The sequence below is a fragment of the Bacteroides xylanisolvens genome (genome assembly GCF_018289135.1).
Taxonomy (GTDB): domain Bacteria; phylum Bacteroidota; class Bacteroidia; order Bacteroidales; family Bacteroidaceae; genus Bacteroides; species Bacteroides xylanisolvens.
Map to the genome: position 1 here is coordinate 5,117,600 of NZ_CP072216.1, position 16,003 is coordinate 5,133,602.

A 16,003-nucleotide genomic window follows, 5' to 3' on the forward strand; every position below is an offset into this window, starting at 1 on the left:
GGCGGACACCGGATTACATCTTCATGCCCTTATTGTTTTTCTTTTGCGGCTTCTCCTGCTGCTGTTGCTGTGCGGTGTCCTTCGGGGCGGTCTGTCCCTTCCGCAACGGCTCCTTCAGGTTCTTGGTAGCCTCGTTGGTCTTGCCCTCGCTGTTCACCGCCACCTGCGTGCGGCTCTCGTTGGAAGGCGCGACCTTCTGCGCGTTGTCGGGGTTGGTGTCGTAGCGGTACGGGCGTCCCTTCTCCGGGTTGAACCTGATGTACATCGTGGCGTGGAAGCCCTGCTTGTCGGTCACGTTCTCCAGTTTCACGGCTTTGCCAGCCACGTAGTCGGCTTTCTGCTGCTCGGTGAAGTCCACGCCGCTCCATTTGCTGATGGGGCGGATGCTGCCGTCGGCGTTCGTCCACGTGTTGCGGCGTTGCTCCTTGTTCGTGTTGGCTGTGTTTTCCGTACCCTGCGCCTGTCCCTGTGTGGGGTTGTTCTTGGCTTCCTGTGCTTGTGCGGCACGTGGCGACCTGCCGATTCCCGGCACGAACTCCACGCCGCGCTGCTCCACGTTCACTTGCAGGGTGGTGACGAACTTCCTGCCGTCTTTGCGCTCGATGAGTTTGTCGCGCACAGGCAGCCCGGCACGCAGCATGTCCTGCTCCTGCTTGGTGATTTCCGTCTTGCCGATGCGCTCCGGTATGCGCACCTTGTTTGCCGGGACATCTGTGATTTCGTTCGTCTTGCGGTCGATGCTGACGAACGAGGGGATGATCTCGCCCGTTTCCCTGTCCACGAGGTCCACAACCCTGCCGAGGTTGCCCGTTTCGCGCAGGTTCTTCCGGTCGTCGTCGGAGAACTTGTGTTCCTTGTACTCGTCGAGTTTCTGCTCCTTGCGGATGAAGTGCGGCACAAGGCTGACGTTGCCCTCGCCGTCCTTCTTGAAGGAGAGGCGGGCATCCAGCTCGAAAGCCTCTCCGCCGAAATTGGGCGACACCCTCACCAAGTCGGACTTGCCGTAGTTGAGCATCCGGTCAAGGTCGCCCGACTTTTCAAGGTCGTCGCGCTTCACGCCCCATTTCTCCTCCAACTCCTTCCAGTTGATCTTGCTCTCGTCGATGGGTTGGTAGCCCCGGTTGCTCTGCGCCTGCTGTGGGCTTTTCTGATTCTGTTCGTTTTTCTGTTCCATTTCTTCCTGTTTTTTAGGTTCGTCATCTTGTTTCTGTTCCGGTTGTTCCTGCTTTTCGGCGGACTGCTCCTCCTGTACTTTCTTTTCGTAGCCGGAGGTGTCCACCTTGTGGGGCGCAAGCATCTCCTTGTTGCCCTCGGGGTCTTTCAGCAAGTCCTTGATAACTTCCAGCAGCTTGTCGGCTTGGTCCGCCGCGACACGGTAGAAACCGAAGCGGCTGGGTTCCTTGCACTGCCGGAAGAAGTTCTTGAAGAAGTTGTCCAGCACGTCTCCGTGCCTGTCGAATTGCAGGAAACTCTGCGCGTTCTCCGCCTTTGCGGGGGTACGCTTGGGTGAGCCGTCGGCGTTAAGCCCGGCTACCACGCTAATCTCGCCCGTCTTCTCGTCGCGGACTATCAGCACGTCTTTTTCTGTTGTTTTCTTTGCCATTTGAAAAATGTTTTAATGGGTTATTTATTAAAGAAATTATGGATACGCGCCTTGTAGAAGGCTATATCTTCCTTGCGGAAATCCTTTACGTGTTCGGAGAGGAATGTCAGTACGTCCTCCTCGCTGTAATAGGTCTTTTTGCCGAGCGTCTTGTACGGCAATGCACCGATGCTGCGGTAGCGCTGCAGGGTACGCTTGCTTATCTGGAGCAGCATGCAGAGGTCTTGGTTGTCGAACATCCTGATACTTTCCATCGGGTTCGGGGCTTTGCCGGACGGTCGCAGGGAGAGCAGCAGCTCGTCCTGACGGTCGAGCCGTTCCATCAGCTTCTGCATCCAGTCCTCAAAATTGTTTCGTGTAAGCAGTTCCATATCTTATGTCCTCCTTCCTTTGGGTTTGCCGCCGCCCGTGCGCAGCGTGTGGTTGCGTTTCAGTTCCGTCAGTGTCGCTGTATCTTCTGCCACGGTGCAGTCTGCGAGCAGACGGTCTATTTCCGACCGGCGGTAGCGGCATTTGCCGCGCAGCACGACATAGGCGATGCGCTGTTCGCTGCGCATACGTTGGAGGGTACGGGTACTCACGTTCAGCAGGTGCGCCGCCTCGCGGGTGGTGAGCAGCATGTCGGAAGACTCTCCCTTCCTCTCACCGGAAACGGCACGCACATAGACCGCTATCTCGGCTATCTGTTCCGTCAGGGCGGTGAAGGCGGAACTTTCAATCGTTATCACTTTCATATTTTGTCCTTTCTTTTGTTTCTCTGCGGCAAAATTCGGCAATAAACAAAAGGAGCTTTAACAACTCACTACGTGACTCACGTAAGATTTTCTTTGAAAGTGACTCCGTAACCCGGACAACCGGCGCAACAAACTGCCATATAGCGGAAAACGGCCCGCATTCAAGGCGGCTGCGTTACCTTTGCGGTAAATCATTAAATGTTTTGGTATATGGAAATCGTATCTATCGAGAAAAAGACCTTCGAGATGATGCTGGCGTCATTCAACGCCCTCTCGGAGAAAGTCGCCGCCCTAAGGCGCAAAAGCGACGGCGGGCGGCTGGAAAGGTGGCTCACTGGCGAGGAGGTCTGCGGGCAGTTGAGAATCAGCCCGCGCACGTTGCAGTCATTGCGTGACAGGCGGCTTATCGGCTACTCGCAGATGAACCGCAGGTTCTATTACAGGCCGGAGGAGGTCAGGCGGCTTATTCCGCTTATCGGCACGATCTATCCCGATGGAAAATGACTCTGTTTTTATTAACCACTTAATCCGATGTTATGATGAACGAGAACAACGAGGTTTTCTCAATGGAGGACGAGCCGGTTGCTACCGCGATACAGAATATGCTCAAAGGCTCCAAATGGCTCTCCGCATTTTTGGAAAGTTACCGTCCGCCACTGGACGGGGAACATTACCTGACGGACAAGGAGGTGGCGGAAATGCTCCGGGTAAGCCGCCGCACCTTGCAGGAGTATCGCAACAACAGGATGCTGCCCTTTATCCTTCTGGCAGGTAAGGTGCTTTATCCCGAATCGGGACTGCGTGAACTGTTGGAGGCGAATTACCTCAAGCCGCTGGAATAAGGCGGTTGCATGAAAAAAAGGAAACGGACAGCACCCGATGGCGTTGTCCGTTTCCTTTTTCGTTGTCTGTATGCGTGTTCAGCAATATCCGGTTTTCCCGTTCTGTATGAACATCACGTATGTCTGCCTCTTTTCCTTTGAGAGTGCCTTCTCCACCAGCCACATGCGGAACACGTGTGTATAGTAGGTGTTCAACCGGAAGGCTACTGGAATGATGATTTCAAGCGAGTAAACATCCGCGTACAGGCCGTTTTCAAGCTGTATGTAGCGGCATACCTCGTAGTCGTTCAGCACGTCCGACTTGCGGACGGCTTTGATGGCGGCGTTCACTGCCGGGACGGTGGCATGGAACTCTTCGGCGATTTCCCCGGCGGTCATCCATACCTCGTTACCGGTTACGCTGACCGTCTTGTCCTCTATAATGATTATGTCACGTTTCATGGCGTCTCTGTTTTAGATGGTACATCCTGCAAATTCCTCGATTTGGTTCAATCTTGCGGCAAGGTTCTCCATGTCTTGGTTGAGCTTCTCTTTGGTTATCTTCGCGTATATCTGCGTTGTCTTTATACTCTTGTGTCCCAGCATGGAACTGACTGTTTCGATGGGTACACCGTTGGAGAGGAACACCGTCGTGGCTGCCGTATGGCGGCTCTGATGCCACGTGATATGCTTGGTGATGCCGCAACGCTTGGCGACGGCACGGATTCCGGCGAGGCACGTGTTGTAGTGGGGAACAGGGAAAATCCTGCCGTTTTCGCACAGCCCGCGGTATTTGTCGATGATTTGTTTCGCAATGTCAAGCAGGCGGATGTTAGACACCACGCCCGTCTTCTGGCGGTTGATGTTTATCCACTCGTGTTCATCGAAGTAGGTGCGGATGTTCTCTTCCGTCAAATTGCGCATATCGGCGAATGACAAGCCCGTGAAGGCGCAGAACAGGTAGAGGTCGCGGTATAGTTCCTGTTTGGCGTTCTTCAGTTTACCTTCCATCAGCAGGCGGATTTCGTCTTTGGTCAGGAAACTGCGTGTCGTTTCCTCCTTCTTGATTTCATACTCCCTGAACGGGTCGCGTGTGAGCCATTCGTTGTTGATGGCGATGAACACCATCGTCCGAAGTGGGCATACATACAGCCACACGGTATTGGTGCAGCAGTGTTTGTCCGTGCGCAGAAACATCTCGAAGTCGGAAATGAAAGCGGGGGTAAGCTCTTTCAACGCGATGTCCTTCACGTGGTAACGGATGTTGAGAAACTCTTGCAGGTGCTTGTAAACGGTCTTGTACTTCAAGAGCGTGCCTTTGGCTTTCATGCCTGCTTCCACCTGCTTGGCATAGTCCTCGTTGTGTTGCTGGAACACCTGCATCAGCGTGTGATAGCGGTGTTCCAGTCCGAGAAAGGCGTTCTTCACCTTCTCTGCCGTGACGAAATTGTCACGCTCCATGATTTCCTGATAGTGCTTGTTGATGCGCACCCGCATCTTGTCAAGCATGCGGTTCGTTTCGAGTGCCGCCGTGCTTCTGCCCGTGACACGTCCCCCTTTGGTGTCCCACAACTTGGGATCGATGGTCAGTTTGCAACTGAATTGCGTCTGGCTGCCGTCCACCGTGATGCGTCCCATGACGGGAACCGTCCCGTCTTTTTTCACTACCTGACGTTTGAGGTAGTAAATAACTGAAAATGTACTCTTCATCGTCCTTAATTTTTTTTGTTCAAAATTAGTTGGTGAAGAGCCCTCCTCTGATACGCAAATCGCGGAAGAACGGCGCAATCTTTTTTCGTTACCGGATTTTTTGCGTGAGTTGTCAGTAACTCACTAATCCTTAAAGCCTTGTTTCGTTATTCGTGTCCATTTCGTCACCTATTGGGCGTGGTTACGAACAAGTAACGTAGCTCCGTCTTGATTTGGCTTCGGCGTGGATTGTAATGGCTCTCGGAATAATTGGCAGCGTAAATGAAACCCCTGTAAATCAAATCCATTACCATATTCTTCCGCATTTCACTTTTTTGTAGTAACTTTGCATACGAAACTTACTAAAAAAGGAACTCCTATCTCTATTCCCAACGATGATTTTAAAGAATGGATATCGTTATTTTCCGAGAATAGCAGGACCTATTCACCAGACAATGGGTATAATTACAATATAGATTATACACCTAAGCCGTTAGCAAAAGTTTTAGAATTGGCATCAAGTTGTTATTAAATAAATTCAGTTATTATGAGAACTATATACTTATTGATTAGTTTTTCCATCTATTGTTTACACGTACTTGGTCAAACAGATACGGAGATAATATATAAATCAACGAGTAATAATGCATATTATATGCACTATTATTCAGGATTTGTATCCATTGGTAATAACGTTTATCCATTGTCGGGAAAAGAAAATCCTTTAAATTGGCAAGATTGGTATCATTTTGATTGGAGGGAAGTAAAGAATCTGTCTAAATATATAGAACCTTACATTGGGCCTTATTTAAAAAATATTCAATTAATGGAAGATGATTACTTTAAAACAACAATATGGATTGATTTACAAGGGAATCTGATATATTGTGAATTTAATTATCCGTCTAAAATAAATATTCCACTTACGGTGATAGAACAAATCGAAACATCCCTAAAGGCTAATGGAAAGGTTAAGGTAACTCCTATTGGTACTCCTAGGAATGATATGTACTATGTACAATCTTGTGTCTTTGTTGATTTGGAGCAACTTCAATCGCGACTTTATCACCCTGTTGCCCCCTCATGGAATGATGATATCGCTATCCAACTGGATAATGTTTTTCCAACTGCCACTTATTATGCGGATTATTTGAATAGAAGGAGCTATGTCTCTTTTTATTCTGGCATGTTCAATTACACAGATGGTTCAACTGAAACGCAAGGAAATATTTATATATCGGGGACGGGCGAAGCGGCATTCACACTGTCTTTTATCAATGTTACCGACCGGGACATTATTCTGGATTTGGGTCAACTAACAGTTCGGATGGATGAGCCCGGATACACATACAGGCCTCGAATATCTTCTATAAGTATAAATGGAGGACCTCGGTTAGATATTAATTCACGAACAGCGGTAGTTGAGAATGATGGAGGTGTCGTTTCTATAATCTTCTATTTTGATGATATATTGGACATGTCTGGCAACTATTATAATACGTATCCGACAGCTTATAAGCTGAGCTTTTATTATGGCAATCATAATATATTTGAGCATGTTATAGATGAAAGATATGATTATGATGTGTGTGACGCATCAAGTATTACCTGGTACAGAGAAGGTTACATCATGTTCCGATATATGTATAACAAAAATAAGGTAGGGATGTTCTATAATAAAACCACTGATACTTATTTTTACTAAATCAATGAAGAACTTATTATTACAAAGCATACTACTATTCCTCCTGCTGACAAGCTGCTCCTCTGTCCCTTCTGATGTCCGCATAGCATTAGAACAAGCCGGAATAAACCGTCAAGAACTGGAAAAAGTGATTGAGCACTATAAAACCACTGGAGAAATACAAAAATTGAAGGCAGCATACTTCCTCATAGCCAATATGCCAGGGAAGTATGCCGAGTATTATAGTTGCAACGAACAAGCATACGAGATGTTTTTGCGCGGTAAAGATGCCAATAAACGCAACAATCGTGTGGCATACGAAGATTCTCTGGCAGAGCAGATAGATATGCTGAAAGATTTGTCGGGAGGATGGGTACCGCTTATGGTTAAGGACATTGATGTTATCTCAAGCAAGTACCTTATTGAAAATATAGATTTGGCATTTAAAGTCTGGAAAGAACCTTGGGCTTGTCACTTTACATTTGATGAGTTTTGTGAATATATTTTGCCTTACCGCATTCTTCACGAACCTATATCAGACTGGAGGAAATATCTGTACGAGAAATATTCGTGGGTGAAGGATTCACTTAAGAATGTATCCGATACAGAAGAGCTGGTGCTTCATCTTAATGACTTGATTGCAAAAGACTTTTGGACGCTGGACGAACTAGACATTCCTTTCGTGTCTGTTCCTTTGCTCGAAAAGGCAAAAGCCGGAGGATGCGACCAGCGTTACGTATTAATGATTTCCTTGCTACGGGCGATGGGGGTGCCTGCCATGATGGACTATGCACCACAACACAATAACACATTTAAAGACCATAAATGGGTGGTCTATTTGGATAGCCTGCATCATTACCGTCCCTGCGATGCAGGACGCATACGAGGTAAAATATTCCTCAAGGACAATTTGAGATGTGCCTTTCCGGCAGGGCTTGTCATCCCCTTGGCTGATGGCTTTGGTTCCAATGTGTTTCGCTATACATACGCTATCAACAGAAACAGTTTGGCAAAAAAAACGAAGAACAAACATGCTTTGCCTCCCTTTTTCCGTAGTTCGTGTGTTAAGAACGTGTCCGATCAGTATGTTTTCGACATGCACCCTGTAATATACGACATGCCGTCCGAGCTACAACTTAAGGATAATGAAGCCGTTTATCTGGCTGTCTTTGGCTATGGAAGCCATATCAGGGAGGCAGACTATGCCCAAGTAAAAAATAACAAAGTGAGATTTGAGCATATCGGAAGCGGTATCGTTTATCTTGTCTGCGCATACGGGCATGAACGGCTTGTGCCTATTTCTTATCCCATCTTGTTGCGGGACTCCTTGGGTAAGACAGAAATACTCAAACCGGACACCGTGCGCAAACAAAAAATGATTCTTACCAGAAAATGCAAGCCCTCTTTGCTGATGCAAGGATTTGCGGAGTCTATGATTGGAGGACGTTTTGAAGGTAGCGACACTCCGGACTTTAAACATCCGGAAACACTTTTTACAATCAAAGAAGCTCCCTATTCACTGACAGAAGTTGACATAAACGTGATGTCTTCCTACAGATATGTACGCTATACATCTGTTCATTCGGGAATCTTTGCAGCGGAAATACAATTCTGGGGTACAGATAGAGAAGGAAAGGCTGTCATGTTGGAAGGAACGCCCATTGTGCATTTAGGCAGTGACAGTATTCCTAACAGCGAACCAGAGAACGCTTTCGACAATAATATACGTACCAATTTCAATGCACCTTCCCATTCTTGGGTCGGATTGGACTTAAAGTCCCCTCAATCCATTACGAAAGTGAAATATCTTCCGAGAAATAATTTTAATGTTATAGAGGTGGGTAATAAATATGAATTGATGTATTACAACGACAGGTGGGTATCTTTAGGTATACAGACTGCCACCAATCAATACTTGGAATATGATAATGCCCCTACTCAAGCTCTTTTCCTATTAAGAAACCTGACACAAGGAAAAGAGGAGAGGATTTTTACCTATGAAAACGGGAAACAGGTATGGTGGTAAATGAGAGGATAGAAATAAAAATAGATACATTCATTATTGCTGCTATTCTTGTATGCTTGGTGTTTAATCTATGCGCTGGTTTGTTTGATAGCCAACGAACTTCTTCCATAATATCTGTCTCTTATTTGATCGCCTTATTTTGTATTCGTACAACTTTCTTTAGGGTAAAAAAAAGTGTGCGGATACAAATCCCTGATATTTTGTTTGTTTGCTATTTTATATTTGCTGCTTTCAAGAATGATACCGATTTTAATCTTAATCAGTTGGGTGATATCATCATCCTGTTATTATATATTTGCATCAGGATGACTGATGCTCTTGATTACAAATTTTTATATATAATCATACTATGCCTTACTGTAGCTTTATCGTTCTACGGGTATTTGCAATGTGCCGGTGTATTACTCGTTCGGAATAAAGAATACCTCATGACTGGACCTTTCTATAATCCTGCACCATACGGTGCGCTCATTTGTTTCTTTATTTCTATTATAATCACTGTTGTTATCACGATTCCCGAAAAAGCCCATAAACATGTTTCCTTGTGTGTCATCGGCTTTTCTCTTCCTGCACTCGCTCTCTCGGCATCAAGGGCTGCATGGCTGGCAAGTGGTGCTGTTCTTCTCTTTATGTTCTTGCTTAAAAGCAAAAACAAATTGCGACAATTGCCAAGGAGTATCGGTCGTTTGTGCGTGATAAGTTTATTTGCGGTATTCATTTTGTCTTGTCTGCTTTTATATCATGTAAGACCGGAATCGGTTAAAGGAAGGCTATTTATCTGGAAAGTATCATCGGAAATGATAAAGAAAACTTTCGTTACAGGTCTTGGATACAATAGCTTTGAAGCCAATTATATGAATTATCAGGGTGAATACTTCAAACAGGGTAAAGGAGACGAGACTGAAAAATATCTGGCAGGGAATGTGGTTTCCGCATATAATGAGCCTATCCGGATAATGATAGAGTACGGTTTAATAGGATTGTCCATATATATGTTACTCGCTTGTTTCGTATTGTTTCGAACTCAACAGCGAGAGACCGTTTCAATGGCTGCCAAAATGGTAATTTCTGCCTATATTCTGTTCGGGCTGTTCTCATATCCCAATAAAATATTCTCTCTGCAAGTGCTTGCAGTCATATCCTTTGCCTGTTTGCTGAATGAACGAAAGGACAAGGTTACGTATCAGCTACGGTTTGGATTTTTACATCGGTCTATTATAGGACTTCCTTTTGCATTCATATCTTTAGGATTACTTTTCAATACGATCAGGTTTCATTATGCCTATCAGGAATTTCAGTCATTATTGGAAACGAATAGGACTAATATTACCGCAAAACTAAATGAATTGGTGCCTATATTGTCAGGGGATTATTTATTTCTACAGAACTATTGTGTTCTGGCGAAGGATATAGTTGAAGAAAAGACCCTTCTTGAAAAATTAGACAAGGCGATCTCCTTGTCACCTTCAACCACATTATATCGAATGAAGGGCGATTGTCTATATTGGCACAATCGGTATGAAGAAGCAGAGACATTTTATTGGAGTGCTTATTATATGCTTCCTTCCAATCAATGGGCAAGAGCAAGAATCGCTATGCTATACCTCAAACAAGGTAAAAGGAAAGAAGCGGAACAGCTTGCGGCTTCCATATTAAAAGAAAGAATAAAATCTCATGGGTTTGATACATTCTTGTTGCGTCAAGAAATGAAAGAGGTCTTGTCAACGCATTAGAAGAGATTGAATAGTTATTAAGACAACTCTAAATATAGATAATTGAAACAGTATTTCGTTTATTTGTCTAATTGTTTAATCCCGTCCGATTCTTTTTCAAACTGATAAGTTCCTCCTTTTTCGCTAAGATCAAACGTAGAGACTAATTCTGTGTTATTATCTACGATCAATAAAGCGCTTTGTTCCGCAAAACGTCCCACTTCTACAGTGTAAGGCTCTTCCGATATAGTTTTATTGGAGATAAGACTGTCGTTGACAAACAAAGAGATAGAATCTCCGGCAAAACCTTTTACCAGACTGATTGTGTAGCTTTCGATGAAATGACGTTCTTCCTGCTTTTCCCGTTGTAGCCGCATACTCATGTATACGAAAATAACCACTACAAAAATGACGGCAAAAGCAAGAATTCCGTTACCTACCATAAACTGTTTATTTGTGTTGAGACGATGTGCCATAGTCGTTATTTTTTGAATTGTGGCGTAAAGATACGAATATAGCACTGTTAATTCATACTTTTTTTCTTTAATCTTTTGTAGTCGAATAGATTATTTATATCTTTGCAACCGGAAACGGATGAAAGGTGGAGGGGCAATTAAGCTCCTTTTTTTGTTCTTATATAGTTAATAAATGATAGAAAAGAAAACTGTTTGTCAGATTGTAGATGAGTGGCTGGAAGGAAAAGACTACTTTTTAGTAGAAGTAACTGTGAGCCCGGATGACAAAATTGTGGTCGAAATTGACCATGCAGAAGGTGTTTGGATCGAAGATTGTGTGGAGCTTAGCCGCTACATAGAGTCAAAACTGAACCGTGAAGAGGAAGATTATGAACTGGAAGTAGGGTCGGCCGGTATCGGACAGCCCTTTAAAGTACTGCAACAGTATTATATCCACATCGGACAAGAAGTGGAGGTATTGACTAAAGACGGACGTAAACTGGCCGGCATACTGAAAGATGCCGATGAAGAGAAGTTTACGGTAGCCGTACAAAAGAAAGTAAAACTAGAAGGAGCAAAACGTCCGAAACTGCAAGAAGAGGACGAAACCTTTACTTATGAGCAAATAAAATATACTAAATACTTAATTAGCTTTAAATAGTTATGGCCAAAAAAGAAGAAACAATCAGCTTGATTGATACATTTTCGGAATTTAAGGAACTGAAGAATATCGATAGAACGACGATGGTTAGCGTACTCGAAGAGTCGTTCCGTAGCGTAATCGCGAAAATGTTTGGCACCGATGAGAATTACGACGTGATCGTGAACCCGGATAAGGGTGACTTCGAGATCTGGCGTAACCGTGAAGTTGTGGCCGATGAAGATTTGACTAACCCGAATATGCAGATTTCGTTGAGCGAAGCACAGAAAATTGATGCTTCCTACGAAGAAGGTGAAGAGGTGACTGACGAAGTGATTTTTGCCAAATTCGGACGTCGTGCTATCCTGAATCTCCGCCAGACATTGGCTTCCAAGATTCTGGAACTCGAGAAAGACAGTATTTATAATAAATATATAGATAAGGTAGGTACGATCATCAATGCAGAAGTGTATCAGATCTGGAAGAAAGAAATGTTGCTCTTAGATGATGAAGGAAACGAGTTGCTGTTGCCTAAGACCGAACAAATCCCGAGCGATTTCTATCGCAAAGGTGAAACGGCCCGTGCAGTAGTTGCCCGCGTGGATAACAAGAATAATAATCCTAAGATAATCTTGTCACGTACTTCTCCCGTTTTCCTGCAGCGTTTGTTCGAGATGGAAGTACCCGAAATTAATGATGGTTTGATTACCATCAAGAAGATTGCCCGTATCCCTGGCGAACGTGCCAAGATCGCGGTAGAATCTTACGATGACAGAATCGACCCTGTAGGAGCCTGTGTAGGTGTAAAGGGAAGTCGTATTCATGGCATTGTTCGTGAACTTCGCAATGAGAACATCGATGTAATCAATTACACATCGAACATCTCATTGTTTATACAGCGCGCTTTAAGCCCGGCTAAGATTTCTTCTATCCGTCTGAATGAGGAAGAGAAGAAAGCGGAGGTTTTCCTCAAACCGGAAGAAGTTTCGCTGGCTATCGGTAAAGGCGGTTTGAACATCAAACTGGCCAGTATGTTAACTGAGTACACTATCGACGTGTTCCGTGAGTTGGATGAGAATGTAGCGGATGAAGATATCTATCTCGACGAATTCAGAGACGAAATCGACGGATGGGTGATCGACGCCATCAAGGCTATCGGCATTGATACAGCGAAGGCTGTGTTGAATGCTCCTCGTGAGATGTTGATTGAAAAGACGGACTTGGAAGAAGAGACAGTGGACGAGGTAATACGCATTTTGAAATCGGAGTTTGAAGAAGAAGGTGAAAATTCAGTAGAAAATTGAGAATTTAAAATTGAAAAATGAAAGTTATCTCTGTTATACTACATCGTAACTTTTAATTCTTCATTCTTAATTCTTCATTTAAACAAGCTCCATTTATTCATTAATTTTAAAATATGACGATAAGGTTAAACAAAGTTACAAGAGATTTGAACGTAGGAATCGCGACGGTAGTTGAGTTCCTGCAAAAGAAAGGGCATACCGTAGAGGCTAATCCTAATACCAAAATTAGCGAGGAGCAATACGCTATACTCGTAAAAGAGTTTAGTACAGATAAGAACCTTAGACTTGAATCGGAGCGTTTCATACAGGAACGTCAGAATAAGGAACGTAATAAGGCGTCTGTTTCGATTGAAGGCTTCGAAAAGCAGCCGGAGAAACAGAAGTCGGAAGATGTGATTAAGACAGTCGTACCTGAGGATGCACGTCCGAAGTTTAAACCTGTCGGAAAAATTGATTTGGATAAACTGAATGGTCGTAAACCTGAAAAGGTGGAGAAGGAACCGGAACAGAAACAAGAAGAACCTGTTGTAGAACGGCCTGTCGTTAAACCCGAAGTAAAAAAGGAGCCCGAGAAGAGAGAACCCGAGGTGAAGAAAGAAGAGGTGGTGATACCTCCTGTTTCTGTAGTAGAGCCTACTCCAGTGGTAGTTGAGCCCGTAGTAGTGCCGGAACCTGTAGTGGAGACGAAGCCGGTAGAAGTTGAAAAAGTAGTAGAAGAAGTGAAAAAAGAAGAGCCGAAGGTAGTAGAAACTGCACCTGTGAAGGCGGAAGAACATAAAGAAGAAAAAAAGGTGGAAACTGCACAGGCTGAAGTAACCCCGGTAGCAGAAAAAGCTCCGGAGGATGATGGTGTTTTCAAAATCCGTCAACCGGAATTAGGCGCGAAGATCAATGTGATCGGTCAGATCGACTTGGCTGCATTGAACCAGTCTACTCGTCCGAAGAAAAAATCGAAGGAGGAGAAGCGTCGCGAACGTGAAGAGAAAGAGAAAATCCGTCAGGATCAGAAGAAACTGATGAAGGAAGCCATCATCAAAGAAATCCGTAAGGATGATTCTAAAGTGGTGAAGAACGGTCCGAAAGAAAGCGCAGATGCTGCTAAGAAAAAACGCAACCGTATCAATAAAGAAAAGGTAGACGTTAATAACGTTGCGACTTCCAACTTTGCTGCGCCGAGACCTAATATACAAGGTAAAGGCGGCAATGGTAATGGCAATAACAACGGTCAGGGCGGACAAGGAAATAATAACAGAAGAAATAACAACAATAATAAGGATCGCTTCAAGAAGCCGGTTATCAAACAGGAAGTGAGCGAGGAAGACGTAGCAAAACAGGTAAAAGAAACTCTTGCACGTCTGACAACCAAAGGTAAGAACAAGACGTCCAAATACCGTAAAGAAAAGCGTGAAATGGCTTCCAACCGCATGCAGGAATTGGAAGATCAGGAAATGGCAGACAGCAAGGTATTGAAGTTGACCGAGTTTGTTACGGCTAACGAACTGGCAACAATGATGGATGTATCTGTCAATCAGGTTATCGCTACTTGTATGAGTATTGGTATCATGGTTTCTATCAACCAGCGTCTGGATGCGGAAACAATTAATCTGGTGGCAGAAGAGTTCGGATTCAAGACAGAATATGTAAGTGCGGAAGTGGCACAAGCTATCGTTGAAGAAGAAGATGCTCCGGAAGATTTGCAACCGCGCGCTCCGATTGTTACAGTGATGGGACACGTTGACCACGGTAAGACCTCTTTGCTCGACTATATCCGTAAGGCGAACGTAATTGCCGGTGAAGCCGGAGGTATTACACAGCATATCGGTGCATATAACGTGCAACTGGAAGACGGTCGCCGCATTACGTTCCTCGATACTCCGGGTCACGAAGCGTTTACCGCTATGCGTGCACGTGGTGCGAAAGTAACGGATATTGCTATCATTATTGTGGCTGCCGATGATAATGTGATGCCGCAGACAAAGGAAGCAATCAATCACGCGATGGCTGCCGGTGTACCTATTGTATTTGCAATCAATAAGGTGGATAAACCGACTGCGAATCCGGATAAGATTAAAGAAGAACTGGCTGCAATGAATTACCTTGTTGAAGAATGGGGTGGTAAGTATCAGTCACAAGATATCTCTGCCAAGAAAGGTATGGGTGTGGAAGACTTGCTGGAAAAAGTATTGCTCGAAGCAGAAATGCTCGACCTGAAAGCAAATCCGGACCGTAATGCTACGGGTTCCATCATCGAATCTTCACTGGATAAGGGACGTGGATATGTAGCTACTGTATTGGTATCTAACGGTACTCTGAAAGTGGGAGACATCGTACTGGCAGGAACCAGCTACGGACGTGTGAAGGCTATGTTCAACGAACGTAACCAACGCATCAAAGAAGCAGGACCTTCCGAACCGGCTTTGGTATTGGGATTGAACGGTGCACCTGCTGCAGGTGATACATTCCATGTTGTTGAAAGCGATCAGGAAGCTCGTGAAATCACCAACAAACGTGAACAGTTGGCTCGTGAACAGGGCTTGCGTACGCAGAAGATCCTTACGTTGGATGAGTTGGGCCGTCGTATTGCTTTGGGTAACTTCCAGGAATTGAACATCATCGTTAAGGGTGACGTGGACGGTTCTGTTGAGGCATTGAGCGACTCGTTAATCAAGTTGTCTACGGAACAAATTCAGGTAAATGTCATCCATAAGGGTGTGGGAGCAATTTCCGAGTCGGATGTTTCTCTGGCTGCCGCTTCGGATGCGATTATCGTCGGATTCCAGGTACGTCCTTCGGGTGCTGCCGCTAAGATGGCTGAACAGGAAGGTGTCGACATCCGTAAGTACTCTGTCATCTACGATGCAATCGAAGAGGTGAAGGCTGCTATGGAAGGTATGTTGGCTCCGGAACTGAAGGAACAAATCACGGCAACTATCGAAATCCGCGAAGTATTCAACATTACGAAGGTGGGTTTGGTAGCCGGTGCAATGGTGAAGACCGGAAAGGTGAAACGAAGCGACAAGGCTCGTTTGATCCGCGATGGTATCGTCATCTTTACCGGAAACATTAACGCGTTGAAGCGCTTCAAGGACGATGTGAAGGAAGTAGGTACAAACTTCGAGTGTGGTATCAGTCTGGTGAACTGCAACGACATGAAGGTAGGCGATATGATCGAGACATTCGAAGAAATAGAAGTGAAACAGACTTTATGATTTATGAGTTATGATTTATGAATTATAAGGGTATAAGGCCATTCGCGAAGTAATGGTTGCAACAATAGATGGGTGGTAATGTGGTACTATTTTATATGGGACACCACCTTACCACTTTATTGTTTT

At 44.9% G+C, this 16,003-nt stretch carries 14 protein-coding genes; 8 read left to right on the forward strand and 6 right to left on the reverse strand.

Annotation, left to right across the window (positions count from 1 at the left end; all coding sequences use genetic code 11):
- Positions 1–13: 13 nt before the first annotated feature.
- The 3 genes from INE92_RS21265 to INE92_RS21275 are packed head-to-tail and all read right to left on the reverse strand — an operon-like array spanning position 14 to position 2,337.
- Positions 14–1,603, reverse strand: coding sequence for a DUF3945 domain-containing protein (locus INE92_RS21265; RefSeq protein WP_211421248.1), 1,590 nt, complete (start codon positions 1,601–1,603; stop codon positions 14–16).
- Positions 1,604–1,623: 20 nt separating this feature from the next.
- Positions 1,624–1,974, reverse strand: a complete 351-nt coding sequence (locus INE92_RS21270; protein ID WP_004308425.1) for a helix-turn-helix domain-containing protein — start codon at positions 1,972–1,974, stop codon at positions 1,624–1,626.
- A gap of 3 nt (positions 1,975–1,977) precedes the next feature.
- Positions 1,978–2,337, reverse strand: a complete 360-nt coding sequence (locus tag INE92_RS21275) for a helix-turn-helix domain-containing protein (protein WP_048927461.1) — start codon at positions 2,335–2,337, stop codon at positions 1,978–1,980.
- 210 nt (positions 2,338–2,547) lie between these two features.
- On the opposite strand from INE92_RS21275, the gene INE92_RS21280 reads away from it, so the two are divergent.
- The gene (locus tag INE92_RS21280) at positions 2,548–2,841 is read left to right on the forward strand and encodes a helix-turn-helix domain-containing protein (RefSeq protein ID WP_008645715.1); all 294 of its coding nucleotides are present in this window, start codon (positions 2,548–2,550) and stop codon (positions 2,839–2,841) included.
- 32 nt (positions 2,842–2,873) lie between these two features.
- Positions 2,874–3,179: a helix-turn-helix domain-containing protein gene (locus INE92_RS21285; RefSeq protein ID WP_048927460.1), complete on the forward strand. Its 306-nt coding sequence runs from the start codon at positions 2,874–2,876 to the stop codon at positions 3,177–3,179.
- Positions 3,180–3,257: 78 nt separating this feature from the next.
- On the opposite strand, the gene INE92_RS21290 is transcribed toward INE92_RS21285, so the two are convergent.
- Both INE92_RS21290 and INE92_RS21295 read right to left on the reverse strand, forming a co-directional pair.
- Positions 3,258–3,620: a hypothetical protein gene (locus INE92_RS21290; protein WP_007754501.1), complete on the reverse strand. Its 363-nt coding sequence runs from the start codon at positions 3,618–3,620 to the stop codon at positions 3,258–3,260.
- A 12-nt stretch (positions 3,621–3,632) separates the two neighbouring features.
- Positions 3,633–4,868, reverse strand: a complete 1,236-nt coding sequence (locus tag INE92_RS21295; protein WP_004308432.1) for a site-specific integrase — start codon at positions 4,866–4,868, stop codon at positions 3,633–3,635.
- A 526-nt stretch (positions 4,869–5,394) separates the two neighbouring features.
- Here INE92_RS21295 and INE92_RS21300 point away from each other — a divergent pair.
- From INE92_RS21300 to INE92_RS21310, 3 genes are all read left to right on the forward strand, one after another.
- Positions 5,395–6,552 carry a hypothetical protein gene (locus INE92_RS21300; RefSeq protein WP_008642735.1) on the forward strand — a complete coding sequence of 386 codons (1,158 nt, stop codon included), beginning with the start codon at positions 5,395–5,397 and terminating at the stop codon, positions 6,550–6,552.
- A gap of 4 nt (positions 6,553–6,556) precedes the next feature.
- Positions 6,557–8,557: a discoidin domain-containing protein gene (locus INE92_RS21305; RefSeq protein WP_008642737.1), complete on the forward strand. Its 2,001-nt coding sequence runs from the start codon at positions 6,557–6,559 to the stop codon at positions 8,555–8,557.
- Positions 8,558–8,985: 428 nt separating this feature from the next.
- The gene (locus tag INE92_RS21310; RefSeq protein ID WP_233476900.1) at positions 8,986–10,290 is read left to right on the forward strand and encodes an O-antigen ligase family protein; all 1,305 of its coding nucleotides are present in this window, start codon (positions 8,986–8,988) and stop codon (positions 10,288–10,290) included.
- 59 nt (positions 10,291–10,349) lie between these two features.
- Here INE92_RS21310 and INE92_RS21315 read toward each other — a convergent pair whose 3' ends face one another.
- A complete protein-coding gene (locus INE92_RS21315; RefSeq protein WP_009039152.1) occupies positions 10,350–10,745 on the reverse strand; it encodes a hypothetical protein in 396 nt (131 codons plus the stop codon).
- 172 nt (positions 10,746–10,917) lie between these two features.
- Here INE92_RS21315 and rimP point away from each other — a divergent pair, with 172 nt between their 5' ends.
- The 3 genes from rimP (at position 10,918) to infB (ending at position 15,877) form a co-directional block, all read left to right on the forward strand.
- Complete coding sequence (gene rimP, locus INE92_RS21320; RefSeq protein ID WP_008642741.1) at positions 10,918–11,385, forward strand: ribosome assembly cofactor RimP; 468 nt, start codon at positions 10,918–10,920, stop codon at positions 11,383–11,385.
- A gap of 2 nt (positions 11,386–11,387) precedes the next feature.
- Complete coding sequence (nusA, locus tag INE92_RS21325) at positions 11,388–12,668, forward strand: transcription termination factor NusA (protein WP_008024083.1); 1,281 nt, start codon at positions 11,388–11,390, stop codon at positions 12,666–12,668.
- A 113-nt stretch (positions 12,669–12,781) separates the two neighbouring features.
- Complete coding sequence (gene infB / locus INE92_RS21330; protein WP_008642742.1) at positions 12,782–15,877, forward strand: translation initiation factor IF-2; 3,096 nt, start codon at positions 12,782–12,784, stop codon at positions 15,875–15,877.
- Positions 15,878–16,003 lie beyond the last annotated feature (126 nt).